We start from the raw sequence: 25,319 nt of genomic DNA on the forward strand, positions 1-25,319 counted from the left end.
CGGATCTGCATCGTCTCGTTCCCTTTCCATAATCGTAGCCGATGTACCCTGTCAGCTGTTGTTGTCATCGGGTGGAGACGGCTTGTGCATCCTGGGCTGCCTGTTCTGGTTCTGCGATAAAAAGAGGGGACGCTTGACCATCGCCCACCAAGGCACGCGAATAAAAATATCTTTCAAATTACCCGGAATCAAAGGAGAAATAGGAGCCAAATACGGCGCTCCGAACGACCGCAAGCCAGCCAAATGAATAAGCACCACCATCAAGCCGGACATAATGCCGAACAGTCCGAGCGTTGCGGCCAGAAGCATCAAAGTAAACCGGATCAGCCTTGCCGCAGCCGACATATTTACGGAAGGAATAACGAAGCTGGCGATCGCCGTGAACGATACGACGATAACCATGGCGGCCGACACGAGCCCGGCCTGTACCGCCGCTTGCCCGAGCACCAAAGCCCCGACGATGGAGATCGCCGAGCCGATAACGCGCGGCATGCGGACTCCCGCTTCCCGCAGTACCTCGAACGTAATTTCCATCAGCATGGCCTCCAGCAGAGCGGGAAAAGGCACGCCTTCCCTTTGGGCGGCAAGACTGATGAGGAGAGTAGCGGGCAGCATCTCCTGATGGAACGTTGTCGTGGCAATATAGAGCGACGGGAGCAGCATGGCGACGATGAACGAGACGAAGCGGATGATTCTCAAGAATGACGCGATATCGTATCGCTGATAATAGTCCTCGCTGGACTGGAAAAATTTGAAAAAGGTAAAAGGAGCTATCAAGACAAAGGGCGTTCCGTCGACAATGATGACAATCTGCCCCTCCAGCAAAGCGGCTGCCGCGGTATCGGGCCGTTCCGTATTTTGTATGGTCGGGAACGGACTGAAGGTGGAGTCCTGGATCAGCTCCTCGATATAGCCGCTCTCCAGAATGCCGTCGATTTGAATCGCATCCAGCCGCTTATGAACCTCTTCCACATAGCGATTTTTTACAACACCCTTTAAATATAGGATAGCGACATTCGTATGCGTCTGCTTGCCGATCAATTTGGTATCGATGCGAAGATCGGGCGATTTGATCTTTCGCCGGATCAACGCCGTGTTGGTCCGCAAATTTTCGGTAAAGCCTTCCTTGGGACCGCGGATGACCGTCTGGGTGCTCGGCTCCTCGACACCGCGCATTTCTCCGCCGATCGTATCGGCCGAAATGGCCAGGCGGTTCCCTTGAACCATAACGATCGTCGCGCCATTAAACATGCAGATGAGAAGCGACTCCATATCTTCGATTTCACGAAGGCCGCCGACGGTTAATTTCCGGTTCAGGAGCGACTGGTAGAAGCCGGCTGCGTTCATGGGTGAACCGGCCTCCAACTCGATTTGCTGGAACAACTCCGCGATCATGTGCTGTAAGGCGACGGTATCTACCAGCCCGTCAATATAAGCCAGCGCAAGGCGCAGGTCCGGTCTTTGGGGATGGCTCAAATGTCGCAGGATTAGATCCGGACTGGCTTCCAGCCGGGTTCGAATCCATTCCACATTCGCGTCCAGATCCATGGATAGCAGAGGCATCTGCTGCGCCTGACCGCCGGTCGGAGAGGGATCGTTCCCCGGTTGTTGCTGCTGTTGCTGTTGTTGATGTATGCGACGATGAGTCAGCCACTTTCTGAAGATTCCCATAAGTACCTCATAATTGGTAAAACGATGTACCCTTACTATTACCAAAATTCGCTATTCCATGCATGGCTAGAGCGCTTGCTTCCTGGGGAAGGGTCAAGTGGGCACAAAAAAAGCCTGCGAAGATATTCTTCGTCAGGCTGATATTGGGTCGGCTATGTAAAGCTTAGTTCCCGCTCTCCACAGAGCTGTCCTTTCGTTTCCATAGCTGTCTTGGCACGTATCGGAGGACCGTTGTCGCAATAGCTGCCCCTGCAAGCTCAACGAGAGAAAGAACGAGCAGCAGTCCGCTTAAAGAAACGAGAACCGCGAGCGGAAGCGTCCAAATATGATCCGGCTGTGCGAAAAATGGAACAAGCGCAATGGCCAGAACGGGTGGTGCGTTCAGCTGAAGCTTGCGGATCAAAATAATCGTGATGAGTGTCGCTGCAAAAAACGAGAGCATTCCTGTATGAGATAAGTATAAGGCCGAGCTGACCACCGATGCCGCACAAGCGCCGGCAATGAGCTTGATGAAGTCTTTCAAGGAAAAGCTCCGGCTAATGAATAGATAAGAGAAAGCGCCGAGAGTAGGGTAGAAAATCATCTTGATATCCGGTATATGACGGGAAATCCAATAAATCAGCAGCAAATAAAAGCATATGACCCATGTTTTCAGATTCACGCGGTATTTCGTCCTTTACATGTGAAGTTGAAGCGGGCACCATCCTCGAGGCATCGGGGAAGCGCACAGCCATGGACCATGTTACTACGAGACGTCCCGTTCGTCAATCATTAGAATAATCAGGAATGCTGTTTTCGGTACCGTCCCGGCGGCACGCCGACGATTCGTTTGAACATGCGGATGAAATTCGAATAATCGTTAAAGCCCGACAGCTCGCAAGCATCGGTAACGTTATGGCCCTCGTACAGCAGCTTTTTCGCGCGGGCGATTCGCTTGAGCAGAATATATTCGTGAATCGTGCTTCCCGTGCTTTGACGGAACAGCCGGCTCAAATAGTAGCGGTTCATAAAAAATTGCTGCTCCAGCGCCTCCAGCGACAAATCATAATCCAAGTGGTGATCGATATAATCGAGAATGGGGGCCAGCTTCTCCGGTACGACCGATGCGGGCAGCGGAGATTGGTTGTGCCGGAACGCGCGGTTAAGCAGGACGAGCAGCTCGATCATATACGTGGCCAGCAGCAGATCCGATCCGTCCGCCGGCTGGCGGAACAGGCAGTCCATCTTGTGGAACAGGCTGAACAGCTCATCCTGCTGGTGGGGAAGCAGATGAATTTTATTTTGCTCGCCCAGCGGGCGGTTCACGAAGCAGTCCAGCAGGTCGAAGGAGAAGGCGGAGGTCAGCTGCCGAATCGTTTCCGGATCGAAATGAATGACGATGTTTTCGTAAGGCTCGTCCGAGCGGAAGGTTGCCTTGTGCAGCTCCCGGTTGTTCATGATGAGCAGGTCACCGTATGCGAGCGGATATACATTTTTCTCGATGAAATAGTGGACGTCGCCGGACAGAAAAAAATAAATTTCAAACCGGTCGTGAAGGTGAAAATCCATTTTGGGCGGCTGTTCGGTTCGCCGGTGGATGTAATGGATTCCTTTCATTTCGTGATGGATTCGCATCGGTGCCCACCTCCGGATAAAAAGTCAAAAAAAGCAATAAAAACGGCAATTGAAGCAAGGAATTTGTTTTTATTATACTTCATTATAAAATGGAAATGAAAGCGTGTCTCAGGATGCGCCTAATTACTACGAAATCAGGTGAAACCATGAAATCATTGGGAACAGCCGTTATCGGCTGCGGGTCTATCTCAAGCGTCCATTTGAAAGCGATCGCAGGTTTGGAGCTGGCAGAGCTTAAAGCAGTCGTCGACATTAATGAAGAATTGGCGAAAAAGACAGCCGAGACGTACGGCTGCGATTATTACACCGACTACAAAGAGATGCTGCAACGTGATGATATCCAGGTGGTCCACATTTGTACGGGTCACTATTTGCATGCCCCAATGACCGTGGATGCCCTGAAGGCGGGCAAGCATGTGTTGACGGAGAAGCCGATGGCGGAGAACAAAGCGTCAGCTCATACGATGCTCGACGCGGCGGAAGAGAATAAAGACGTGCAGCTCGGCGTTATTTTCCAAAACCGGTACAACCCTTCGTCCATCCGCATGAAGCAAGCGGTCGATTCGGGAGAATTCGGCAAGCTGCTGTGCATGAAAGGTCTTGTCACGTGGTCGCGGACTCCCGCATACTACGAGACGGAATGGAAAGGCAAATGGGCTACGGAAGGCGGGGGCGTGCTGATCAATCAGGCGATCCATACGCTGGACCTGCTGCATTGGCTCGGAGGAGACGTGGCCAGCATCAAAGGGAGTATTTCCAACGATTCGCTGGAAGGAGTCATCGAGGTGGAGGACACCGCTCACGCGCATATCGAATTCCGAAACGGCGTGAAGGCGATCTTCTACGCGACGAATGCTTACGGCAGAAGCACTCCGGTTGAGGTCGAGGTTATTTTCGAGAAGGCGACTCTGCAGCTGCGCGGCGATACGCTGTATTTGCTGCAAGGAGATACGAGCACCGTTCTGGCCGAGCCGGTCAAAAACGACTTGGGCGAGAAAGCGTACTGGGGCGTCAGCCATCAGTTCCAGATTCGAGATTTCTATGCGCATCTGCTCGAAGGCAAGCATTTCTGGATCGACGGACCGGAAGGCTACAAGGCGTTCCGCCTGGTTATGGATATTTATGAGTCCTCCAAGCTCGGACAAAGAATCAATTACACGGAATAACGAATGGTTCCGTTTCATACGAGACAGTCTGTTGGCGCAGTCCTGCGTCGGCAGGCTGTTTTTTTGTTGTTCAGGAAATGGTGCAAAGCTTTTTTTCCGGGCTTCTTAGCCGGTCATCGCTTTGCGAGACTGTTCAAGCTGAAATATCCATTCATTGCCTGCTCCATTCATGGAGACCGCTGCGCTCAAGGTTTCATACCTTAGTAGTACAAGCGGGAAAAAGGAGGAGGGGCGATAGAAGGTGATCGAAGAATATGTGCTGAACGTGTGCTTCCTGCTTACGTTCTTATTTGTGTACGCAAAATGGTTCATATGCCGCCCCCTCACCGCCGCTTCACCTTTCCCCGTCCGACAGAAGGCAGCCATCGTTATCGTTGTGTTTGGCGCACTGCTTTTTCCACTCGCTTGGATCGATTGGAGCGCGGATGATCCGCTTAGCATGGACTTGAACCATGCGCTTGCGGCGCTCGCCGCTCTAATCGGCGGCATGGCAAGCAGCGCGGCAGCGTGCTTAGCCGTTTTGCGCCGGATCGATGCGATCAGGAATCGGCTTATGCTGAATGAACACCGCATGCTGAGAGATATGGAGCTGGCGAGACGGATTCAGCAATCGGTGCTGCCTGCCGCCGCAGAGAGTGCTTGCATTACCATCAAGGGGCTCCACATTCCGTCCGGACAGGTGTCGGGAGACATGTACATGTGGCGGCTGGTTCAGGGCGATAAGGCGCTCATTATTTTGACCGATGTCATGGGTCATGGTGTCTCATCCTCCCTGGTCAGCATGTACATTCACGCTTATTTGCAGTCGATGCCGGAGAATGTGATCGATCCTGTCGATATCGTGAAGCAGCTGAACATGCGGTTATGCGGACTGTTCCAAACAGAAGCCGAAGGCGGAGGGGCTATGTATTGTACAGCCGTATGCTTGCTGGCGGATGCCCGGAGACGGCAGGTGGAATATGTGAATGCGGGCCATCCTTACGGCATGATGCTTAGCGACGGCGAATCGTTTGACGAGCTGGTACAAGGCGGGATGACGCTAGGCATTGATGCGAAGGCCGATTTTCAAAGGGGGACGGCCGCATTCAGACGCAATGCCCGGATCATTTTATTTACCGACGGCTTGTTCGAAGTGTACGGCGCGTCTCCCGCGGCAACGTCACAACGAATGAGAGAGCTGCTGGAAGCGTGCGGCGGTTTGGATACAGATTGTCTCATCAGGGAGCTGGCTAATGAACTGAGCCAAGGATCCCATATGCCTGACGATATATGCGTTATCGCACTGGATATAAAAGAAGCGTGATGATGGAGAAGTCCATAAGCCTATAGGGAGTAAAAGGAGTGAGTAACATGGTCTTCATGATGATTGAAAGCCAGCCGTCGCAGAAATTCATCGATTTATCGGATGAAATGACGGAGAGCTTTCTGAAGTATACGGGAGTAGCCCAATACCGCAAGCTGTGCTTTGCCGTCCATGAATTGGTCATCAACGCAGTCGAGGCTGCCATGCATCACCAGCATGTCCAGCTGCGCGAAGGCAGAGAAGGCACAGGGAGGGAAGACGGGAGGACTGGGGAGATGTCCGGCTGCACCGTATCCGTGCGGATGGAGCTGAACGAGGGGGACATCGTCATTACCATTACTAACAATGCATGCCGGCACGCAGGGCAGACGATCGGCAGAAGAAGTCAAATGAAGCTGGAGGAACTGCTGTATGAGGAAAGGGGGAGAGGGCTTCTCCTCGCTAAACGGTTGTCCGACCAGTTGACCTATGAGCAGGACGATAGCGGGAGGATGACGATTGAGCTTAGAAAGAAGGGAGGTAATCAATATGAAGGGACCTGCGTACAACCCGAAGGGCAAGGATAGGGAGCAGCTTCATATTAGCGAGACGTCCGTAGGAGCGTACCAGCATTTCATGCTGTCGGGGAAGCTGACGTACGGCAATGACGGCAAGGCCAAGGAATGGCTGGGACGCCTCGTGAAGCCGTGTGAAGGCTACATTTTGGATCTGACGGAACTTACATTAATTGACAGTACTGGGCTAGGCGTGCTCATTTATTTCAAGAAAAGCTTCGACAAGGGGCAAGGCCGGCTGGTCGTCATCCTGCGGGATGAGCTGATGAAAGAGCTCGCAGCCATCGCCAAGCTGCATTTGGTTATTCCGTTATGCTCCGATCTAGAGGAGGCCGTCCGGCTTCTGGACAGTAAAAGACAAGAAGAATAAATCGAACAGCCGAAAGGAGGGAGGGAGATGAATCTTTGGCATGCTTTGATTGAAAAAATAAGCAAGAAAGACATGATTTACGGCTTTATCGTCTTTGATCTGATCATTGTCGTTATTACCGTCATGTCGTGGAAGTTCGATACGGCAAGAGAGCTTATCGATCAGATTACGTTCGGTTCGGCTTTGACGACGATCATGCTGGCCGTAGTAGCTATGATCTATTCCTATATTCAGGCCTTCGAGGCGTCTACGCATAATACGCTAGTCCGGCAAGCGCTGAATCAAATCAGCGATAAAGTGGAGGAGTTCAGCAAGATGAAGGACGAGTTGATTACCCTCCGCCACGATACCAAAACGTACAACGAGCATATTCTGGAATCGCTGAACCGGTTCGTGGAGGAGGCGTCCACTCATGTAGATTCTATCTTTGAGGTGCTCCGCGAGCGGGGGCTGGACGTGCCGGAGGAAGTGGAGAAGGATATATCTCTTGCATACCGCGACAAGTTCAATAGCGAGCTGTCGGACATCCGGTCCCGGTTCTTGCTCGACAAGGAAAAGCGGCTGATCAGGGAGCTCATTGCTTTGATTCAGAACAGCTTTCAAAGCGGCTATGAAGTCACACTGCTGGAAATCGTCGACCTGCTTGTGTATAAAGGAGTGGAATTCGAGGGAACGGATCTGATCGACGCCTTGTCCGCACTGGAGAGGAGCGGGCTGGTGCGCTTGACCGATACGCAAAGAGGGAAGGCGATACAAATTATGTAGCATAAAAAAAGCAGCTCCCGTTAAGTCCCCGGTTGGAGGAGCGGGAGCTGCTTCTTCTGCTTCTGCTTAGGCAATGCTTCGACGTACAAGCCGATCGTTACGGCTGCTGAAGCTTGCCGTAGAAGTCCAGCACTTTTTCTTCGTACTCCTTGGGGTGTACGGCGTGGCCTTTGACATGGTCGGCCCCCGAAATTTGCCACATTTCGAACCGGTCCTTATGCTTGGCCCACATCGATTCGCTGTTTTGCAGCGGGATCGAGTGGTCGTCCGAGCTGTGAATGAACAATACCGGTCGTGGATAAATCCGATCGACCGCGGTCAGTGCGTCTACCTGGTCCGGATCAATGCCGGTAAGCGGAGGCAAAATGCCGAGAATAAGCGGCGTAAACGGAAAATTCGGCAAATTGGACCAGGTCGGCAAGTTTTCCTCCAAATAGCGGGTCAAATGATTGAATGGGCTGTCCGCTACAATGCCGGTTATCGCGCTCTCTTCGGCAGCCGCCGTCAATGCGGTGCTGGCCCCCATAGAGAAGCCGTGAACCGCTATCGGCTCCGGATGGTTCGCTTTCACCCAATCGACGGCGCCAAGCAGGTCGTACTTCTCGAGGTAGCCGACGGAGGTCAGCTCACCGCCCGATTCGCCGGAGTTGCGGAAGTCGAACATCAATACGTTGTATCCCTGGTCAACGAGCGATTTGGTCAGCTTCAGCGTATCCGCTCCCGTCTGGAGACGGTTCTTCCGGTAACCGTGCGCCATAATAATATTCATCTTGGCCGGTTCGGACGAGCTCGGGATAAACCACCCTTGCAGAGCAACGTCTTTCGTTCTGCTTTCAAATTCCACCTTCTCGAAGGCAAGGCCGTAACGGTCCGGCGTTTCATCCAGTGCAACGCGTGCCGGATGGGTCAGCTTCCAGCCGACATACACCGATATGCCGACACTGGCGATCAGGAGCAAAGCAAGCAGAACGGCTGTCGACCATAGTACTTTTTTAGTTAATCTGCCACGGGGACGAGAGGCTCTCGTAATGGCTGGAGTGGGTCGCATGCTGATATTCCTTTCCGATAATAAAATGAATAAGCATGATCCATTATACGATAACCTGTTCATGTGCAACAGAGTGGAATTTCATGAATCTTTATGGATACGCCTGGAACTAGCGGAACCGGTGGTACAGCCAGGAAACCGCAACGCCAAGCAGGAGCAGGCCCGCGGCCCATAAAGGATTCGGGAGCGAAAAGCAGAGCGGAACAGCCATAAGCAGCAGGATGGCCAAATGAATGCGGAACCGGACTGCTCCGGTCGAATGCTTCAGCATCCCTTCAGGTATCGGATAAATCCGGTGCCATATATGCTCCCGGTAATACCGCTTCAGGTCGGACAATTGCAGCGCGGCGAACAATCCGAACAACGCATAGACGATCGCTGCGGCCCAGTCATTTTGAATCCAGACGATGAGGATGATACCGACTACAGCGAGTCTCACAGTGATGCCGAGCAGCTCGGAGCGAAGCCATACCAGAGTATACAAATAATGGTACGAGGATCGCTGCCGGAACGGAATCATACGACGAAGCAGGCCCGGCAGCGGAATGCTTCTTGCTTTGCCTTGAACCTGCGGCACATCGACGAACCAGTTCAGCAGCCGGTAGATGCTCGCTTTATGTCTTCGCTCCATTTCTATCAACAGCGTCCAATGCACCGTATATTTGTGCGGAAGCCGGAGAACGGCCAAGTACAATATTGCGCCGGCGCCAGCGGTCAAGATGCCGTATGGAAGCTTCAGCGCCATCAGCGCGTAGGAGGCAAGCGCGGCGAACAGCCAGCGGAGCAGGATGAACCCTCTTCGCGTACCCGGCTCCTGGAGCTGCAGCTCCGTCCATTTGCCGTTCAATAGCGCCCATTTCAGCAGCAGCAGCACGGCCAGCAGCACAACGAACACAATGCCGTCCGCTTGCGTCATCCGGCCGTACAGCGGCCATACGAGCAGCCAGGCGGCGATGGTAACCGCCAGCTGGAACAGGAGGGCGCGGCGCATGGCCGTTTGCAGATAGATGCTCATGCCCCGCTCCTGCGGCAGCAGAAACAACGTATCCGCCTCCTGAAGGTAAGTCCGGACGCGGCCGCTAGCGAGCGCGAGGAACAGGACGGCTGCGCAAAGGGGCTGCCAAGGGAACTCCGGCGTCACCCATTGAAGAAACAGGCGGTAAGCAATGGAGAACAGCAAGAAAAACACGATCGCAGCCATGGAAGCGCCTTGAAATGCATAATGTGCATAAGGCCGGATTTCCTTAAGAAATTCGGCGGTTCGGCGTTGATACAATGCACTCATGTCCATCAGCGGGAACCGTCCCTTGTTACCAGCTCGCAGAACACGTCATCGAGCGGAGCGGAGGGCATTCCGGCTGCCGCGCGGAGCGTCTCGACAGGACCGGATACGATAAGCTTGCCTTGATGCATGACGAGAAACCGGTCGCAATACCGCTCGATGGTGGCCAGAATGTGGGAGCTGATGAGAATGGAAGCGCCGCTTTCTTTCACCTGAACCATCAGCTCCAGCAAGGAGCGCATGCTTAGCGGATCCAGCCCGAGAAACGGCTCGTCTATGATGTAGAGCTCAGGCTGCACCAGAAAAGCGCACATGATCATGACCTTTTGCCGCATCCCTTTGGACAAATGCGAGGCCATCCGTCCGGTCAGCTTGCTCATCTGAAACTGCTCGAGAAGCGGCTCAATCCTTTGCCGGTATGAGGCGGAATCGAGGCCGTAAGCCATGGCGGTCAGCTCCAGATGCTCCTGTACGGTTAATTCCTCGTATAGTAACGGGCTTTCTGGCACGTAAGCGAACGTTTGCCGGTATTGCTCTTGCGATTCGGCCAATTGCTTTCCCTTCAGCCGGATTTCCCCTTGATGCGGAAGCATCAGACCGAGAATGTGTTTGATCGTCGTACTTTTGCCTGCGCCGTTCAATCCGATAAGACCGACCATTTCCCCAGGCTGGACATGGAAGGATAAATCGTGAAGCACAGGCTGCTGGCGGCTGTAGCCTCCGGTGACGTGTTCCACTTCCAAAATCGGCTGCACCGGTATTCCCCCTTTGCAATTCTTTTCCTTCTAGACTAGCGGATTTTCCGTTCCTTTTCCAGTCGGGGGGATGTGAGGTATCTCCCTGATAGCCAAGAGTACCGCTGCTGCACAGGATTGATGGCCCAAAAATCGGCGGCATGCAACCTAATCGTCAATGAAGCGTTACAATAAGTAAGCGATGTCTCTATAATCGAAAATGGGGAGGCAGATGTGCGTTATGAAATCTTTTTCTTCCATAACAGGTCTCGTGTCGGGAATCGGTTCGATTGTGTTGTGGCTCGTTATGATTTTTTTCAATCCATATTCCAGCCCAGTCCATATAGATACTAAAGTGCTCACGTTCGTTATGATCGGCCTTCCGGCTTGCCTCGCTATCCTCGCGTCATTATTGGCTAGAGCCGCGCTAATGCTTGCCGCATTTATTTGGTCGCTGCCGGTCAGCTTGTATTTGCTGATGACCCCTGGCATTTTTTCCCTATTCGGGGTAACATGCGCATTGTATCTTATCAGCTTCATCGTGATGGTCTCCGTTAGAGCGCGTTGAAGGGCGGGGATGCAGGATTCGGATACAAAAAAAGAAACCCTCCGGCACCAACGTTTCCATTGGTTTTGGAGGGTCTTTGGCTTGGATGGATTATCGCTAAGAAGCTCTATCAGGCTTCCGACAGCTTGCCGCTTCCGATGAAGGCCGCTTCTTCGTCAGCCGCCGCCGGAGCCGCAGGTTCCTCTAAGCCGAACTGCTTCTCGCTCTTGGCAATGACGACGGTAGCTACGCTGTTCCCGATCAGGTTCGTAATTGCGCGCGCTTCGGACATAAAGCGGTCTACGCCGAGCAGGAGCGCCATCCCTTCGATTGGAATCACATTGCCCGGAACGGCAGCAAGCGTAGCGGCCAAGGTGATGAAGCCGGAGCCGGTTACGCCGGCGGCGCCTTTGGACGTTACCATCAGCACGCCGAGCACGGTCAAGATTTGCAGCCAGGTCAGCTCGACACCGTAAGCTTGAGCGATGAACAAGGCGGCCATGGATAGATAAATCGAGGTGCCGTCGAGATTAAACGAATACCCGGTCGGAACGACCAGCCCGACAACGGACTTGGAACAGCCGTACTTTTCGAGACGCTCCATCAAGCGCGGCAGCGCCGATTCGGAGGAGGAGGTACCGAGTACGAGCAGTATTTCTTCTTTAATGAACTTGAGCAGGTTGAAGATGCTGAAGCCGTATATTTTGGCAATCGTGCCTAGAATTAATACGACGAACAAGAACATCGTGATGTAGACCGAGCCCATCATTTTGCCGAGAGAGAACAGCGAGCCGATACCGAACTTGCCGATTGTATAGGCCATAGCGCCGCCTGCGGCAAGCGGAGAGAAGCGCATGATGATAGCAACGAGCCTGAAAAATACATCGTTCATTTTCTCGAAGAACGAAGTTAGCGGCTTCGCCTTCTCGCCAAGTCCGGCCATAGCCAGACCGAAGAGGACGGAGAAGAACAGTACCGGCAGCATATCTCCTTTGGCCAAGGCGCCGACAACGCTATCAGGAATAATGCTGACCAGGAAATCGACGAAGCCGTGCGGCGTTTCTGCAGCCTGCTTTGCATATTTGGCAACATCGGCGGCATTTTTGCCCACATTGCTGATGTCCATACCGGCGCCCGGCTTCACAATAAACATGACGGCGATGCCGATTGCCATGGCGAAGGTTGTAATAATCTCAAAGTAGAGGAGCGCTTTGCCGCCGATGCGGCCGATTTTTTTCATATCGCCCATATTCGCAAAGCCGATGACGATAGTAAAGAATACAATCGGAGCGATGACCATTTTGATCATTTTGACGAAAATATCGCCTAATACTTTCAGCTGAATGCCGGTAGCTGGGAAAAACTGACCGATCAATATCCCGATCACGATAGCGATTAACACTTGAACGGTCAAGTTTTTAAAATTGATTCTCACTTAAGATCCCTCTTTTCTTGTATGTTGTCATTACCCGGTCTCTTGAATTTTTCGTACCGCTTCCCTTGTTGGAAACGTATACTGCAATCGCTTTCAGCGAAGTGTTGAATGGAATGAACTCATGATATCGCTTTCAAAAAGGTTTGTGAATCTTTTGGCCGTATTGGTGGTTTTGGTCTTTTTGGTCGCAAAAGCAAATACTAATTAGGTGAGCGCAGCATGTGGAGGAACACTTGACTTTTATACCCCATGGGGGTATATTGAGTTTATAAAAGAGAGGAGCGATTGACAATGCAAACGATAACGCTGAAGGTAGAAGGAATGTCTTGCAATCATTGCGTCAGCTCCATTGAAGGCGCATTGAAGGAGCTCGGAGCAAGCGGAAACGTGAGCCTGCCGAATAAATCAGTGACCGTCGCTTTCGACGAAAAGAAGCTGAACGAGGCTGCCATCAGGGAAGCCATTGAAGATCAAGGGTACGATGTCGTGAAATAAGGTGAACGACAGGTTCCGCTGTATCAAGCCCTTTGCGGAATGAATTGAATAAAGGCGCGGGAAGAAAACGTTATGTTTTCGGACCTGCGCTTTTTTTGCATATATAGAATTTATAATCGGGGCTCCCCGCAAAGTATCTGATTAACTTTGAAGCCAAAGCTCTAACGGGGTTATTTAGCTGCTTATGGAAGCGGATGGTAGGTCGGATGACGGATTGGATTCGTATCGGAATGTCCGTCCAAGGGCTCGGATACGGGCAGAAGAGGAAGCAGCAGCGCAAAGCCGGTATAATAAGAGAAATGGCTTTTGATCATAGGGAAGCGGAGGACGGTTGAATTGAGCACTAATAAGGCGACGGTAGCGATATTTACTTTGGCCGGACTTGCAACCGCGCAGGGATTTATGGATGTATTTCGGGACGAGCTGTCCAGGCAGCTGCACAGCCGCGGATTGGCGGTATCGGCATCGGCCTCGCTCTATCCATACGGGGACTGGTCGCGCAGGGCCGCATATCAATTGCTTGAAATCGCCCGCGACTTGACGGATATCCACGAGAAGGTCTGGCGGTCCGTCGGAGCGGGAGCAGCGCGAGAGCAAATTATGCAGGCAGCGCAGGCCGGGCATACGGTGCTGCTCATCGGGCATAGCGGCGGAGGCGTAACCGCTGTTCAGATCGCGAGGCAGCTTATTTCGGCAGGACATAAGGCACCGCTCGTCGTGCAGATCGGTTCTCCCAAGTGCCCGGTTCCGGTCGTTTGGAAGGACCGTGTGCTGTATTTATCGTTGGTGGGGGAGGATGGCAGAAGAAGCGATCCCGTGACCAGGTTCGGGCGGTGGGGAGGTTGGGTTTCAGGGAGGAGCAGAGTCGCTCTCTGGAAACGAAATGCGTATGCTCCCGGCGCCATAATCGGCCTTCCGCTCATCGGAAGCCATCCGGATTATTTTCGCATGCAGCCTCCCTATGTGAATGAGGAAGGACGTTCCAATATGAATCAAACGGTGGGAGCCATTATGGAGTGGCTTGAGCGGAGGCTGTTCTGACTTGAGAGATGAACGATTAATTCAAATACATAGTAAGGGGAGGCTGCTCAATAGCGGCGGTGATAGATGCAGATGGCGGCTCGCTGATACACGTTTCCGGCACGGATTTTTGGTGAAAAAATGATTGGCCGGATGCCATAATCAGGCTTTACAGCACTCACGATGTAGAGTATGCTTAGGATATAATTCCATTATACAAAACGTAGTTTCATTGTATGAAATGAAATGGAGGTTAGGATATGGATATCAAAGAGCAGGTAAGGCTTCAATTCGGCTCCAATGCCGCCCATTATGTCAGCAGCCCGCTGCACGCAGCAGGAGCTGATTTGCAGTTGTTGGCTGACTGGATCAAAGCCGAAAACGCAAGCAGAGCGCTGGATATTGCCACCGGGGGCGGCCATGCTGCACTGGTTTTGGCCCAGCATGCCGCGGAAGTGACCGCGCTGGATATGACGGAGCCGATGCTGCAGGTAGCCGAATCGTTCCTGAACAGCCAGGGCTGCAATCAAATCCGCTACGTTCAAGGAGATGCCGAGGCGCTGCGCTTCGAAGCGGGGAGCTTCGATATCGCCGTTTGCCGCATCGCGGCGCACCATTTCCCGAATGTCGATGCTTTTGTGAAGGAGGCGGCAAGGGTATTGAGAGCGGATGGAAGCTTGATCCTGTTCGATAACGTATCCTCGGAGTGGGATGAGCTGGACGCTCTGTACAATGAGGTCGAGAAGCGACGGGATCCGAGCCATTATCGCGCCTGGAGAAAATCCGAGTGGATAACGAAGCTCGAGCTCGCCGGCTTCAAGATTGAGCAGCTGGTACAGTCCCGCAAAACGTTTTACTTCGATTCGTGGTGCGGTCGGATGAACGTACCGGAGACGACGAAGCGGGAATTGGAGGCCTATATGCTGAGCCAGCCGGAAGAGCTGCAGCGACAGCTTGGCATCCAGACGGAGCAAGGGAGCTTGCTCAGCTTTCAGGGCGATTATATGCTGCTGAAAGCGCGGAAAGCAATCTGAGTGGCGGCCGGTAGCATGTGAGCGAGCGGAGCACTTGTAACGCGGAAAAACCGCGTTACAGCGGAGCGCGTGTAAGGTGGAAAAACCGCCTTACAGAGGCGTGACGCGTCGGAAGGCGAGCTTGTAACGCGGAAAAACCGCGTTACACGGCGGATTGACAGGTCGACGAAGCAAGTGGAGCGTGTGTAAGGTGGAAAAACCGCCTTACAGAGGCGTGACGCCGCGGAAGGCGAGCTTGTAAAGCAGAAAAACCGCGTTACACGGCGGATTGACAGGTCAACGAAGCGAGTGGAGCGTTGTAAGGTGGAAAAACCGCCTTACAGAGATGTGACGCCGCGGAAGCCGAGCTTGTAAGTCGGAAAAACCGCGTTACACGGTGGATTGACAGGTCGACGAAGCGAGCGGAGCGCGTGTAAGGTGGAAAAACCGCCTTACAGAGGCATAGCGCCGTAGAAGGCGAGCTTGTAAAGCGGAAAAACCGCGTTACACGCCGCTTCACTCCACTGACAACACATACTTGTTCACCGGGCGGCCGACTCCGTACTGCAAATCAAGACGGACTTTGCCGCTCTTTTCCAAATATTCGAGATATCTGCGTGCCGTTACCCTCGCGATGCCCACGCCTTCAGCAACCTCTTCAGCCGATAAAGCACCGGGCTGGCGAGTAAGAAAAAGCAAAATTTGCCGCATTGTCACGGCCTGGAGCCCTTTGGGCAGCTGTTCCGCGGCAAGGATGGCTGCAGCTGCATCTGCAGGAGCGACACTCCCGGCAGCCTCAGCTGAATCGACTCCGCTGCTTGTTCGTGCCAGCATGCGGTCAAGCTCCGTCTGGGAGACGGGACCTTCCGAATTCAGCGCCAGCTTCATCGAGCGGTAATGCTCCAGCGCCTGCCGAACCCGTTCAAATTTAAACGGTTTCATAATATAGTCTACTGCCCCATAACGCAGCATCCGCTGTATCGTCTTCTGATCGTTCGCTGCGCTTATAACCATAACGTCTACGTGCAGCTGCTCGCGGCGAATCTGCGTCAATGTCTCCATTCCGTCCTGCTGCGGCATATAGATGTCGAGAATGGCCAGGTCAGGCTTCAGCTCCCTGATTTTCTCCATTCCTTCTACTCCTGTGCCTGCGACTCCCACGATACGAAATCCTTCGATCTGCTCAACGAACTGCCGGTTCACCTCCTGAACCATGGGATCGTCCTCAATCAATAATACTTCCAATGGATGATTGTCCATAAAATCACCTCCTAAAAAGCTTTGCTAAGCCTCTTCCAACTGCTCCTACCAAAATTTTAATAAATATATCTCTGAGCAGCTCTATATAGACACCAGTCCAACCATCTTTTTTATGTAAGCGTAAGATATGGTGTGCTAAAGTACCGGGGGTAAATGACGGTGTTCTTAGCCTAAGCCAGCTATCAGCCATCTGTAATAAGCAAGAAAGCAAGAAGTATCTCAAATCACTCCTATTGGAGCAAAGGAGGAATTGGCTTGCCTGTTAAATCGAAGGTCAAACCTAAGCGGGATAACAAGAAAATGATCTGCTATACCGCTCTTGGAGATTCCATTGCAGTGGGCGAAGGAGCTACGGATAACTACGGTTATGTCAACTATTTCAGGGACTTTTTGACGTCGCTCACCCATCGCCGCGTGAAATTATCAAACCGTGCCGTTGCAGGTTTTACAAGTCCGGACTTGCTCAAACAGCTTCGACAAGATGCCGCCACCCGGAGAGATACCATGAAAGCCAAATTGGTCACAATTAGTATCGGCGGCGGCAATTTGTTAAATTGCGGTCTTCAACCGGAGGCATCCTGCTTAGAGAATGGAGTCGCCGCTTTCGCCAAAGATTGGCCGCAAATCTTAAGGGAAATTCGGAAATCCATTAAATCCAAGGCAAAAATTATGGTTATGACCGTGTTCAATCCATTGCAATGCAATGACCCGAATTATAATACGGCGGATTCTTTCATTCAGCAAATAAATCAGGTCATAAGAAAAGAAGAACTGCGCACAAAATTCCGCTACAGTATCGTCGGCACTCATTCCGATTTTCAAGGACAATTTTCGGATGGACGCTGTAAGGTGTGTACATGGACGCATTTTTGCGAAACACCGCCAGATCCGCATCCTACGGACGCAGGACATTTAGAAATTGCCCGCTTACACGAGCTAAAGTTCCTTAAGATCTCTGCTAAGGCAAAAAGAAAACGGCGGCGATAATCACTCCGTCTGCTCCGACATCGGAAACGATATCAAAAAGCTCGCCCCCTCACCAGGAGCGGAGTCGATGCGGACCGTACCGCTTCCTTTCCGCACGATGCCGGCGATCAAATAGAGCCCGATTCCGCGGCCGCTGGATCCTTTGGTCGTAAAACCCTGCTCGAATATCCGCTCCTGAACCTCTGAATCCATACCCGGGCCGTTATCCTCGACCAGAATAGATAATACGTCATCGTCCTGCTCGATGCTTACAAAGATCCGCTTCTCCTCCAGCTGAATCTGCTGAAGCGCGTCGAACGCATTCTCCAGCAAATTGCCGATCAACACGACGAAATCGTGATGATCCAGCCGCGCGGGGAACTGTTCAAGATGGCTTTGACGGTCGATCTCGACCGTAATGCCGAGCTCCTGGCCGCGGCTGATCTTGCCGAGCAGCAGACCGGTCAAGCTGTCGTTTTTGAACCGCTGGCTCAAAAAGCGCGTCAGCTCTTCCTTTTGCTCTGTAATTTCAAACACATACTCCAAGGCCTTTTCTTTGTTCCCCAGCTGAATCAAGCCGCCTATCGTATGCAGTTTGTTCATGTATTCGTGGTTTTGCACACGGAGCGCGTCGACGAACGTCTTGACGCCCGTCAATTCCTCCGCCATATGGGTAACCTCGGTCCGATCCTGAAAGATCGCGACGGCCCCGACGGTTTGCCCTCCGACAGTGATCGGTACCCGGTTGCTCATGATGAGAGTGGCGCCGATGAGCAGCTCCTGATTATAGATCGGATGGTTCAGCTCCAAAATTTCCGGCAGCCTCGTATCCGGAAGCACGCTGCGGATGGGTAGGCCTATGACGTCACGGCCGGGATCGATTTTCATAATTTGTTTGGCTTTATCATTGAAAATAGTGACCATCTCGTCTTTGTCGATGGCGATAACGCCTTCATGCATCGCATGAAATGTCGCGGTGCGCTCGACGAACAAGCGGGCGATTTCGTGAGGCTCCAGCTCGAACATTTGCTTCTTGATATGCTGCGCCAGCTTCCAAGAGCACCAGATGCCGAACAGGAGCGACAGCAGCAGGATAATATATGCCTGCCCGCTCAGGTTCAGCAGCACCTGCCCGAGGCTCGGCAGCAGCTGGCCGACCACAACAACGCCGACCTGGACGTGGTCGGCGTTCATGACCGGCACGAAAGCGCGCAGCGCCGTGCCGAGCTCTCCCTTTGCCTTGGACACGTACGTGTGCTCGGCAAAGGCGGACCCCTCATCGGCACCGAGCGAGATGGTGCCGATCTTCCCATGAACCGGATGCGACAGCCTCACCCGGTTCATGTCCATCACAACGACGTAGGTCACGTCGTTGATGATGCGGATGCGCTCGGCGGCCTCCCGGATCGCCGCTGCGCCGGAGGCGGGCGTGTCGCCGAGCCCGCCCGTAACCTCGGGCAGCTGCGCAACGGTGCGCGCTGTGACGAGCAGTCGTCGGCCGAGCTCCGACTCGTTCAGGCCGATGATCGTTCCCACTAGAATGGTGCCGCCGATCAGCAGCGAGAATAGCACGATGCAAGAGGACAAGACGGCGATCTTGCCGGTAATTTTAAGACGCTGCAGCATCCCGGGCCCGAGGCCTCCTTCCGCCGATGTTTACGTCTATGATACAACACCGGAAGCGGAATCGGTAACCCTCTAGAGCTCGGTGCTCTTCTGCAGCTTTAGGAAGACCGAGGCTCGTTCCCATCAGCGGTACTATATAATCAACTATTCTTCGTCGCTGCTGTCTTTGCTGCTGCCGCTGCTCGTACCTGACTCATTGCTGCCGCTCGTACCTGATTTTTTGCTGGTGCTTGTTCCGGACAAAATACGGGTTTGCTCCTTTTGCTGAATTTTCAGCACTTCCTCGCGGGATTTTTGCAATTTTTTCAGCTGCTCCTTATCGGCCTTGCGCACCTTCTCGGCTTCCTCATATTCAGCCTGCTTGATTTGCTTATACATATTCATCTGCTGCCGAAGCTGCGTGTCGAGCGGCTGCTCCTGCTGCTTTTTGCTTTGGGCTTTTTGTTTTTTTTGCTCTTCTTTTTTATTGCCGCATGCCGTTAAGGACAACAGCAGCACGATACATAGCGACACCAGCATTCCTTGCCTCCAGGGTACAGCTTTTGCGGCCCGGCCGGCAGTCCTAGTCTTAAAAGGAAACAACCATGAAATCATATCCTGACAGCTCCTTTTTGTCGTAGTTTCCTTAGTTTGTCCTAAACTTGGCAATACATGAAATAGAAAATTTTGATTTTTTGTATACATTTGAATACAATTAAATAGACAAAATATATTATAGGAGGATTAAAATGGCCGAAACATACCGCAAGTCCAAAATAGAGCATTATCTGGATCGGCTGCTGGTTCGCAAGCAGGCTCTTATTCGACAGCTTGAGCTTCAGGGTTTGGAGCAATCAAAGGAGTTTATTTGCGGTCAGCTGTCGGCAACGGACATGATCATTTGGGAGATTGCGGTAGAATTTGATTTAACCGATCAACTTAATGAAGGAGGCAGATTGAATGTCAGTGAACGTTGCACAAAAAAATCAATCGGAACCCACAGTTCCGCAGCACTCCAGAATCAGCAGACTCCAGCTAATTAAGCGCACCTTCTTTATGCTCCTTGGTGCAGCCTTCGTATCCGTAGGGCTGGAAATATTCCTCGTGCCTAACAAAATTATCGACGGCGGCGTTGTAGGGATATCAATTATTTTGTCTCATTTAACGAAACTTCCGCTTGGTATTTTTTTATTGCTCATTAACTTGCCGTTTTTATTCCTGGGTTACAAGCAAATCGGAAAAACCTTCGCGTTATCGACGCTCATCAGCGTTCTGTTCATGTCGGTGGGGACGACGCTGCTGCATCCGGTTCCGCCCCTGACCATCGATCCGTTGCTTGCCGCGGTATTCGGAGGCATCATCGTAGGTATCGGGGTCGGTCTGGTTATCCGTTCCGGAGGCTCCTTGGACGGTACGGAGATCGTAGCCATTTTGTTCAATAAGAAAACGCCGTTTTCCGTCGGCGAAATCGTCATGTTTTTCAACTTCTTCATTTTGGGCAGCGCCGGCTTTGTGTTTGGCTGGGATCATGCCATGTACTCATTAATCGCTTATTATATCGCTTTTAAAATGATCGATATTACCATCGAAGGGTTCGACGAATCCAAATCGGTATGGATTATCAGCGACAATTACAGGGAAATCGGGGAAGCGCTGCTCAGCCGGTTGGGCCGCGGCGTTACTTACTTGAACGGTGAAGGCGGGTTTTCCGGTGGGGAAAAGCGGGTTATTTTCTGCGTCATTACCCGTCTCGAGGAAGCGAAGCTGAAATCCATTGTGGAGGAGCACGACTCCACCGCGTTCTTGGCTATCGGCAACATTCATGACGTCAAAGGCGGACGCTTCAAGAAAAAAGACATTCACTAGCCAGGCTGCTGGCAAGCCGTTCCACACGAATTTCTGCACGAATTACGGAAAGCGGGCGTCGACATGATGAGATCGTATTTAGGCATTGCGGCTATCGTCCTGTTGGGTTTGGCCGTTGCATTGATCGTCGGTTTTTATCCCGTACTATCGCAAACGCCGGTCGTCTATGACGATGAGCAGGAGGATTTCGATCAGCAAATCGTGATCAAGTTCAGTCACGTAGTAGCGGAGAATACGCCCAAAGGCTTGGCGGCGCAGGAATTCGCCCGTCTCGTGCAGGTGAAGACGAACGATCGCGTCAAGGTCGAAATTTATCCGAACGGGGTGCTGTTCTCGGAAGTCGATGAGATTCAGGCGCTTCAGCAGGGAAACGTGCAGATGATCGCTCCTTCGTTTCCGAACTTATCCGAATGGCTTCCATCCTGGATGGCGCTCGATTTGCCCTTTGCATTCCTCACCCATGATGCGGTTCAAGAGGCATTCGAAGGGAAAATCGGGATGACGCTGTTCGGCCAGCTGGAGAAGGTGAATATGGTCGGTATGGCTTATTGGGGCAATGGATTTAAGCAGATGACGAGCAATAAGGGACCCATCATCCTTCCTTCGGATTTGAAGGGGCAGCATTTTCGGACGATGCGTAGCAAGCTGCTGGATGCGGAGTTCCGGATGTTCGATATGAGAACGACAGAGATGCCGTTTAACCAGGTGTACCGCAGCTACGAAACCGGGATGGTCGACGGGGGAGAGAATTCGATCTCGAACATTTATACGAAAAAGTTTTACCAGGTACAAAAGTATATGACCATCAGCAATCACGGTTACTTAGGCTATGCGGTATTGATGAACAGGGATTTTTGGCAGAGGCTGCCGGCCGATTTGCAGCGGCAAATTCAGGAAGCGATGAAAGAGACGACGGAATGGGCGAACCTGAATGCGGTCCGAATGAACGAGAAGCAGCTGGAGGAAATGAAGAGCGAATCGCGTATCCAGATCTACACGCTGACACCCGAGGAACGGATGAAGTGGATGAAAGCGTGGGATCCTATCTACGATCAGTACGAGCCGGTCATTGGGACTGAATTGATCAAGCGAATCCGACTGCTGCAGCAAAAATACGGCGGATCAAGCTGAAAGGCCGCGGTTTCCGGGAGAATATGCCGGAGGCCGTCGGCTTTTTGTTTTGGAGTAAAAGACGAATATTAACATGTTGTTTGGGGTGTAATATTCGTTATTACAACAAAAATAAGAAATATTTATGAAGGTTATAAGCAGTTATTGATTGTAAATTACGAATTTTTGCGATATAGTACAGTTATCTCATCAACATTATTGGTATGACATTTTAATGATATATATGGGGGAGAAGCTGAATGCGCAGGCTAGAAGGAAAACGCATTGCGATAACAGGCCCGAGAAAAGCGGCTGAGCTTAGCGTAATTGTGGAGAAGCAGGGAGGTATCCCGCTCATACGGCCCGCGCAAGGGACCGTGGCGATCGAGAAGGAGAAGGTGGAGGCGGAGCTCCGGCAGCTGCTGGACGTTGGCGGTGACTGGATCATCTTCACTACCGGCGTAGGTACCGAAATGCTGTATAAGGTTGCCGAGGAGATGGGAGCTGCAGAAGCGTTCGTAGAGCAGCTCCGGCGGATGAATATTGCAGCGAGAGGGTATAAGACGGTCAACTATTTGAAAACTCTTGGACTGGCACCGACGGTACGAGACGATGACGGTACGACGGTCGGTATCCTTCGGGCGCTCCAGCCATACGATATGAAAGGGCGCCGGGTAGCCCTGCAATTATACGGAGATCATGCGCCGCGCTTGGTACAGTGGCTGAAAGAGCAGCAGGCCGATTACTATGAAATTTTGCCTTATTTGCATGTGCCGCCGGAATTGGAGGTTGTCGATACGCTTCTATCGGAAATTGTGCGAAGAGAAGTGGATGCTGTGACGTTTACGAGCACGCCCCAGGTACGTTTCCTGATGGCTTATGCCCGTGAGAAGGGGCTGGAGGAGCCGCTGCTGGCTGCATTCCGGGAAAGCACGGTTGCAGTGGCAGTCGGCAAGGTGACGGCGGAAGCGCTTCGGGACGAAGGGATTGAGCGCGTTGTCGCTCCGGAGGAAGAGCGGATGGGCAGCATGATCGTAGCTCTGGGCCATTATTATGAACAGTAGCCGTATCTAGGCGGCAGGTTTGGTCTACAATGAGGGGTATGGTATACTTTTCCTGAAAAAGTTACCCTACTCTTTTTTCATTTGGAGGCTTTATGAATACTATGTCAGTAGTACAGCTTCGCAACGTGACCAAACGGATCGGCTCCAAGACGATCGTCGACGGATTGTCCTTCGACGTCATGCCGGGGGAAGTATTCGGCTTCCTGGGACCTAACGGGGCTGGGAAAACGACGACGATCCGCATGATCGTCGGCCTGATGTCGCTCACCGAGGGCGAGGTACTGGTGCAGGGCTTCAGCATCCGCAAGCAGTTTGAAGAAGCAATGCGGCGCGTTGGAGCGATTGTGGAAAATCCGGAATTTTATAAATTTATGACGGGGTATCAAAATTTGCAGCATTTCGCCCGGATGATTCCGGGTATTACCGAGGAACGGCTCGAGGAAGTGATCGAGCTGGTCAAGCTGGAGCACCGCATTCACGATAAAGTGAAGACGTATTCGCTCGGGATGCGGCAGCGGTTGGGCGTAGCTCAGGCGATATTGCATCGCCCGGCCGTATTGATTCTGGACGAGCCCACCAACGGCCTCGATCCGGAAGGGATCCGCGAGCTGCGCGATTATTTGCGCCAGCTGTCGCAGCAGGAGGGCATCGCGGTAATAGTGTCGAGCCACCTGTTGTCTGAGATGGAGCTGATGTGCGATCGGGTCGCCATCATCCAGAACGGCAAGCTGCTCGACGTGCGCTCCTTCAAGGAGACGCCGTCGGGAGAGCAATTGTTGGAGGTTGTCCTTGACGTGGATCGCGTAAGTGCGGCGGCTCAAGCCGCGATTCGCCTGGTTGGCGATAGCGCGGTCATCGGACAGCATGAAGGAGCGGAAGCTGCAGGCGGTTCGTTGTCTGGTGCGGACGAAGCGGCGGCGAATACGGAAGGGACGTTAACGGTCCAATGCCGCAGCCGAGAAGAGATAGCGGAATTAAACGTGCAGTTGGTTGCCGCGGGCATTCGCGTGTACGGCATCCGGACCCGGAATAAGTCGCTGGAAGACCAGTTCCTGGAGGTTACAAGGGGGAATCAAATTGTCTAATTTTATTAGCCTTGTCCAAAATGAGCAAATGAAAATATACAGCCGGGTCCGTACATGGGTCATGTTCGGCATCATATTGCTGGTCGTTGTTGCTATGGCCTCTATGTTGAAATATGTAATAGGCTCCGGACTAAGTCACGCCTTTTCCTTCGTGGCCATGTCCAGCAGCATGAGCTGGCTTGTATTCCTTTTCAGCGTTATTGTAGCAGGTGATATCGTTGCCTCGGAATTTACATGGGGGACGATCAAGCTTCTGCTCATCCGTCCGGCGACAAGGTCCAAAATTTTGGCGGCCAAATACATCTCCGTCGTGCTTTTTCTCGTGACGCTGCTATTGTTCCTATTGATTATTTCGTACTTTGTCGGCTTGATCTTTTTCGGCTTGAGCGGATCTGTCAGCGACCAAGAGGCGTTTCCGAACATTATGCAGTCGTATAGTATTAAGTTTATCGATTTGCTGATGTACGTCACATTGGCCTTTATGATTTCCGCCGCTTTCCGAAGCAGCTCGCTTGCAATCGGCTTGTCGATATGTCTTATGTTTACGGCGAATACGATTGTGCTGGTGCTCTCCCAGTTCAAATACAGTTGGGTGAAATATATTCTGTTCGCCAATACGGATCTGTCCCCTTACTTGCTGGGTGGTCAGCCTCCGATTCCAGGGATGACGCTCGGGTTTTCCGTCACGATGATCGTGCTGTATTGGATCTTGTTCTATGTAGTTTCCTGGCTGCTGTTTACCAAACGGGATGTGGCGGGGTAGCCTTCCCATTTGGAAGACCGATGCATAGCGGTGTGCGATACGTCCGCTGCTGCGTCGGTTTTTTGCCGTCTCCAAAATCAGACGAAGCGTCAGTCACTTTCGTTCCTTCAGTATAAGCCTCGCTATTTTACGCGGCGACCCGGGTCTATGTGTTCTCCCGGAAACCGCATTTTTGCGGTGCCACATTTCTTGTTTTTTTGCATTCCATGTGTAGTAAGATCAATGGATAGAGAGGCTTGTTTATAAAAGCAGGAGTCGGCTTCCAGCTGCGATAATCAGCCATTGGAACGTGTTAAGACACTTGAAACCGAGCTTAAAAGACAAACGATGCCTTGCTCGCAGCTATTCCAAGGGAAGCGGACCGTGGTTCCGCTATTGCCGCCAAAATGCACCTAGGGCAATGCTGGACGGGGGCAGAACCTGGCCTCATCGTGGACCGCTTCAAAGAACGGAACCAGCTATTCCAAGGGAAACGGACCGTGGTTCCGCTATTGCCACCAAAATGCATAGAAATACGGTGCTATCGGACCGTGATTCCGTTATTTGGCTGAATTCTGCTACATTTGATGGGAAAATCACCCAA

At 52.2% G+C, this 25,319-nt stretch carries 27 protein-coding genes; 16 read left to right on the forward strand and 11 right to left on the reverse strand.

Annotated features, from left to right (window positions below; genetic code table 11):
* Window positions 1–51: 51 nt before the first annotated feature.
* From DVH26_RS06325 to DVH26_RS06335, 3 genes are all read right to left on the reverse strand, one after another.
* Window positions 52–1,671 carry a spore germination protein gene (locus DVH26_RS06325; protein WP_239632342.1) on the reverse strand — a complete coding sequence of 540 codons (1,620 nt, stop codon included), beginning with the start codon at window positions 1,669–1,671 and terminating at the stop codon, window positions 52–54.
* Window positions 1,672–1,834: 163 nt separating this feature from the next.
* Window positions 1,835–2,332 (reverse strand): hypothetical protein, encoded by a 498-nt coding sequence (locus DVH26_RS06330; RefSeq protein WP_239632344.1) that lies wholly within the window; start codon window positions 2,330–2,332, stop codon window positions 1,835–1,837.
* A 119-nt stretch (window positions 2,333–2,451) separates the two neighbouring features.
* A complete protein-coding gene (locus DVH26_RS06335) occupies window positions 2,452–3,285 on the reverse strand; it encodes an AraC family transcriptional regulator (RefSeq protein WP_239632346.1) in 834 nt (277 codons plus the stop codon).
* 146 nt (window positions 3,286–3,431) lie between these two features.
* On the opposite strand from DVH26_RS06335, the gene DVH26_RS06340 reads away from it, so the two are divergent.
* The 5 genes from DVH26_RS06340 to DVH26_RS06360 all read left to right on the forward strand — a co-directional run bounded on the left by DVH26_RS06340 (window position 3,432) and on the right by DVH26_RS06360 (window position 7,443).
* Entirely contained in the window at window positions 3,432–4,451 is a 1,020-nt protein-coding gene (locus DVH26_RS06340; protein WP_239632348.1) for a Gfo/Idh/MocA family protein, read from the forward strand.
* Between the two features lie 241 nt (window positions 4,452–4,692).
* Window positions 4,693–5,754: a PP2C family protein-serine/threonine phosphatase gene (locus DVH26_RS06345; RefSeq protein WP_239632350.1), complete on the forward strand. Its 1,062-nt coding sequence runs from the start codon at window positions 4,693–4,695 to the stop codon at window positions 5,752–5,754.
* A 47-nt stretch (window positions 5,755–5,801) separates the two neighbouring features.
* On the forward strand, window positions 5,802–6,320 hold the full coding sequence (locus DVH26_RS06350; RefSeq protein ID WP_239635296.1) for an ATP-binding protein: 519 nt from the start codon (window positions 5,802–5,804) through the stop codon (window positions 6,318–6,320).
* Window positions 6,283–6,678, forward strand: coding sequence for an STAS domain-containing protein (locus DVH26_RS06355; RefSeq protein ID WP_239632353.1), 396 nt, complete (start codon window positions 6,283–6,285; stop codon window positions 6,676–6,678). Before DVH26_RS06350 ends, DVH26_RS06355 begins: the two co-directional genes overlap by 38 nt.
* A gap of 27 nt (window positions 6,679–6,705) precedes the next feature.
* A complete protein-coding gene (locus tag DVH26_RS06360) occupies window positions 6,706–7,443 on the forward strand; it encodes a hypothetical protein (protein WP_239632355.1) in 738 nt (245 codons plus the stop codon).
* A gap of 97 nt (window positions 7,444–7,540) precedes the next feature.
* Here DVH26_RS06360 and DVH26_RS06365 read toward each other — a convergent pair whose 3' ends face one another.
* From DVH26_RS06365 to DVH26_RS06385, 5 genes are all read right to left on the reverse strand, one after another.
* A complete protein-coding gene (locus DVH26_RS06365) occupies window positions 7,541–8,491 on the reverse strand; it encodes an alpha/beta hydrolase (RefSeq protein ID WP_239632357.1) in 951 nt (316 codons plus the stop codon).
* 109 nt (window positions 8,492–8,600) lie between these two features.
* Entirely contained in the window at window positions 8,601–9,782 is a 1,182-nt protein-coding gene (locus DVH26_RS06370) for an ABC transporter permease (protein ID WP_239632359.1), read from the reverse strand.
* Window positions 9,782–10,534: an ABC transporter ATP-binding protein gene (locus DVH26_RS06375; RefSeq protein ID WP_275590481.1), complete on the reverse strand. Its 753-nt coding sequence runs from the start codon at window positions 10,532–10,534 to the stop codon at window positions 9,782–9,784. The genes DVH26_RS06370 and DVH26_RS06375 overlap by 1 nt, the downstream gene beginning before the upstream one ends.
* A gap of 159 nt (window positions 10,535–10,693) precedes the next feature.
* Complete coding sequence (locus DVH26_RS06380) at window positions 10,694–11,047, reverse strand: hypothetical protein (protein WP_239632363.1); 354 nt, start codon at window positions 11,045–11,047, stop codon at window positions 10,694–10,696.
* A gap of 137 nt (window positions 11,048–11,184) precedes the next feature.
* Entirely contained in the window at window positions 11,185–12,489 is a 1,305-nt protein-coding gene (locus tag DVH26_RS06385; protein ID WP_239632365.1) for a dicarboxylate/amino acid:cation symporter, read from the reverse strand.
* Window positions 12,490–12,780: 291 nt separating this feature from the next.
* Here DVH26_RS06385 and DVH26_RS06390 point away from each other — a divergent pair, with 291 nt between their 5' ends.
* From DVH26_RS06390 to DVH26_RS06400, 4 genes are all read left to right on the forward strand, one after another.
* On the forward strand, window positions 12,781–12,984 hold the full coding sequence (locus DVH26_RS06390) for a copper ion binding protein (protein WP_239632367.1): 204 nt from the start codon (window positions 12,781–12,783) through the stop codon (window positions 12,982–12,984).
* A 206-nt stretch (window positions 12,985–13,190) separates the two neighbouring features.
* Entirely contained in the window at window positions 13,191–13,319 is a 129-nt protein-coding gene (locus DVH26_RS37060; RefSeq protein ID WP_275590455.1) for a hypothetical protein, read from the forward strand.
* 1 nt (window position 13,320) lies between these two features.
* Window positions 13,321–14,025 carry a hypothetical protein gene (locus DVH26_RS06395; protein WP_239632369.1) on the forward strand — a complete coding sequence of 235 codons (705 nt, stop codon included), beginning with the start codon at window positions 13,321–13,323 and terminating at the stop codon, window positions 14,023–14,025.
* A 239-nt stretch (window positions 14,026–14,264) separates the two neighbouring features.
* The gene (locus tag DVH26_RS06400; RefSeq protein WP_239632371.1) at window positions 14,265–15,038 is read left to right on the forward strand and encodes a class I SAM-dependent methyltransferase; all 774 of its coding nucleotides are present in this window, start codon (window positions 14,265–14,267) and stop codon (window positions 15,036–15,038) included.
* 495 nt (window positions 15,039–15,533) lie between these two features.
* On the opposite strand, the gene DVH26_RS06405 is transcribed toward DVH26_RS06400, so the two are convergent.
* Window positions 15,534–16,277 carry a response regulator gene (locus tag DVH26_RS06405; RefSeq protein WP_239632372.1) on the reverse strand — a complete coding sequence of 248 codons (744 nt, stop codon included), beginning with the start codon at window positions 16,275–16,277 and terminating at the stop codon, window positions 15,534–15,536.
* Between the two features lie 255 nt (window positions 16,278–16,532).
* Between DVH26_RS06405 and DVH26_RS06410 the strand changes: the two genes are divergently transcribed.
* Entirely contained in the window at window positions 16,533–17,264 is a 732-nt protein-coding gene (locus DVH26_RS06410) for a GDSL-type esterase/lipase family protein (protein ID WP_239632374.1), read from the forward strand.
* On the opposite strand, the gene DVH26_RS06415 is transcribed toward DVH26_RS06410, so the two are convergent.
* Together DVH26_RS06415 and DVH26_RS06420 are read right to left on the reverse strand one after the other, a co-directional pair.
* On the reverse strand, window positions 17,265–18,869 hold the full coding sequence (locus DVH26_RS06415) for an ATP-binding protein (protein WP_239632376.1): 1,605 nt from the start codon (window positions 18,867–18,869) through the stop codon (window positions 17,265–17,267).
* 144 nt (window positions 18,870–19,013) lie between these two features.
* Entirely contained in the window at window positions 19,014–19,388 is a 375-nt protein-coding gene (locus tag DVH26_RS06420; RefSeq protein WP_239632378.1) for an EMC3/TMCO1 family protein, read from the reverse strand.
* Window positions 19,389–19,597: 209 nt separating this feature from the next.
* Between DVH26_RS06420 and DVH26_RS06425 the strand changes: the two genes are divergently transcribed.
* The 6 genes from DVH26_RS06425 (at window position 19,598) to DVH26_RS06450 (ending at window position 24,736) form a co-directional block, all read left to right on the forward strand.
* Entirely contained in the window at window positions 19,598–19,891 is a 294-nt protein-coding gene (locus tag DVH26_RS06425) for a hypothetical protein (protein WP_239632380.1), read from the forward strand.
* A 13-nt stretch (window positions 19,892–19,904) separates the two neighbouring features.
* Window positions 19,905–20,714 (forward strand): YitT family protein, encoded by an 810-nt coding sequence (locus DVH26_RS06430; protein ID WP_379456870.1) that lies wholly within the window; start codon window positions 19,905–19,907, stop codon window positions 20,712–20,714.
* A gap of 63 nt (window positions 20,715–20,777) precedes the next feature.
* Window positions 20,778–21,845 (forward strand): DctP family TRAP transporter solute-binding subunit, encoded by a 1,068-nt coding sequence (locus tag DVH26_RS06435; RefSeq protein WP_345774043.1) that lies wholly within the window; start codon window positions 20,778–20,780, stop codon window positions 21,843–21,845.
* 239 nt (window positions 21,846–22,084) lie between these two features.
* Window positions 22,085–22,888 (forward strand): uroporphyrinogen-III synthase, encoded by an 804-nt coding sequence (locus tag DVH26_RS06440; RefSeq protein WP_239632385.1) that lies wholly within the window; start codon window positions 22,085–22,087, stop codon window positions 22,886–22,888.
* A gap of 92 nt (window positions 22,889–22,980) precedes the next feature.
* Entirely contained in the window at window positions 22,981–23,973 is a 993-nt protein-coding gene (locus DVH26_RS06445) for an ABC transporter ATP-binding protein (protein WP_239632387.1), read from the forward strand.
* Window positions 23,966–24,736 (forward strand): ABC transporter permease, encoded by a 771-nt coding sequence (locus DVH26_RS06450; RefSeq protein ID WP_239632390.1) that lies wholly within the window; start codon window positions 23,966–23,968, stop codon window positions 24,734–24,736. Before DVH26_RS06445 ends, DVH26_RS06450 begins: the two co-directional genes overlap by 8 nt.
* Window positions 24,737–25,319: the final 583 nt, after the last annotated feature.

This window comes from Paenibacillus sp. H1-7 (genome assembly GCF_022354825.1).
In the GTDB taxonomy this organism is placed as follows: domain Bacteria; phylum Bacillota; class Bacilli; order Paenibacillales; family NBRC-103111; genus Paenibacillus_S.

Excerpts from the sequence above, each read along its gene's own strand:
- DVH26_RS06390 (WP_239632367.1), top strand. The coding sequence starts at position 12,781 with ATGCAAACGATAACGCTGAAGGTAGAAGGAATGTCTTGCAATCATTGC.
- DVH26_RS06325 (WP_239632342.1), bottom strand. The coding sequence starts at position 1,671 with ATGGGAATCTTCAGAAAGTGGCTGACTCATCGTCGCATACATCAACAA.
- DVH26_RS06370 (WP_239632359.1), bottom strand. The coding sequence starts at position 9,782 with ATGGACATGAGTGCATTGTATCAACGCCGAACCGCCGAATTTCTTAAG.
- DVH26_RS06435 (WP_345774043.1), top strand. The coding sequence starts at position 20,778 with ATGATGAGATCGTATTTAGGCATTGCGGCTATCGTCCTGTTGGGTTTG.
- DVH26_RS06335 (WP_239632346.1), bottom strand. The coding sequence starts at position 3,285 with ATGCGAATCCATCACGAAATGAAAGGAATCCATTACATCCACCGGCGA.
- DVH26_RS06350 (WP_239635296.1), top strand. The coding sequence starts at position 5,802 with ATGGTCTTCATGATGATTGAAAGCCAGCCGTCGCAGAAATTCATCGAT.
- DVH26_RS06365 (WP_239632357.1), bottom strand. The coding sequence starts at position 8,491 with ATGCGACCCACTCCAGCCATTACGAGAGCCTCTCGTCCCCGTGGCAGA.
- DVH26_RS06440 (WP_239632385.1), top strand. The coding sequence starts at position 22,085 with ATGCGCAGGCTAGAAGGAAAACGCATTGCGATAACAGGCCCGAGAAAA.
- DVH26_RS06380 (WP_239632363.1), bottom strand. The coding sequence starts at position 11,047 with ATGAAGCTGATAAGATACAATGCGCATGTTACCCCGAATAGGGAAAAA.
- DVH26_RS06405 (WP_239632372.1), bottom strand. The coding sequence starts at position 16,277 with ATGGACAATCATCCATTGGAAGTATTATTGATTGAGGACGATCCCATG.
- DVH26_RS06340 (WP_239632348.1), top strand. The coding sequence starts at position 3,432 with ATGAAATCATTGGGAACAGCCGTTATCGGCTGCGGGTCTATCTCAAGC.
- DVH26_RS06400 (WP_239632371.1), top strand. The coding sequence starts at position 14,265 with ATGGATATCAAAGAGCAGGTAAGGCTTCAATTCGGCTCCAATGCCGCC.
- DVH26_RS06360 (WP_239632355.1), top strand. The coding sequence starts at position 6,706 with ATGAATCTTTGGCATGCTTTGATTGAAAAAATAAGCAAGAAAGACATG.
- DVH26_RS37060 (WP_275590455.1), top strand. The coding sequence starts at position 13,191 with ATGACGGATTGGATTCGTATCGGAATGTCCGTCCAAGGGCTCGGATAC.
- DVH26_RS06355 (WP_239632353.1), top strand. The coding sequence starts at position 6,283 with ATGAAGGGACCTGCGTACAACCCGAAGGGCAAGGATAGGGAGCAGCTT.
- DVH26_RS06445 (WP_239632387.1), top strand. The coding sequence starts at position 22,981 with ATGAATACTATGTCAGTAGTACAGCTTCGCAACGTGACCAAACGGATC.
- DVH26_RS06415 (WP_239632376.1), bottom strand. The coding sequence starts at position 18,869 with ATGCTGCAGCGTCTTAAAATTACCGGCAAGATCGCCGTCTTGTCCTCT.
- DVH26_RS06425 (WP_239632380.1), top strand. The coding sequence starts at position 19,598 with ATGGCCGAAACATACCGCAAGTCCAAAATAGAGCATTATCTGGATCGG.
- DVH26_RS06430 (WP_379456870.1), top strand. The coding sequence starts at position 19,905 with ATGCTCCTTGGTGCAGCCTTCGTATCCGTAGGGCTGGAAATATTCCTC.
- DVH26_RS06420 (WP_239632378.1), bottom strand. The coding sequence starts at position 19,388 with ATGCTGGTGTCGCTATGTATCGTGCTGCTGTTGTCCTTAACGGCATGC.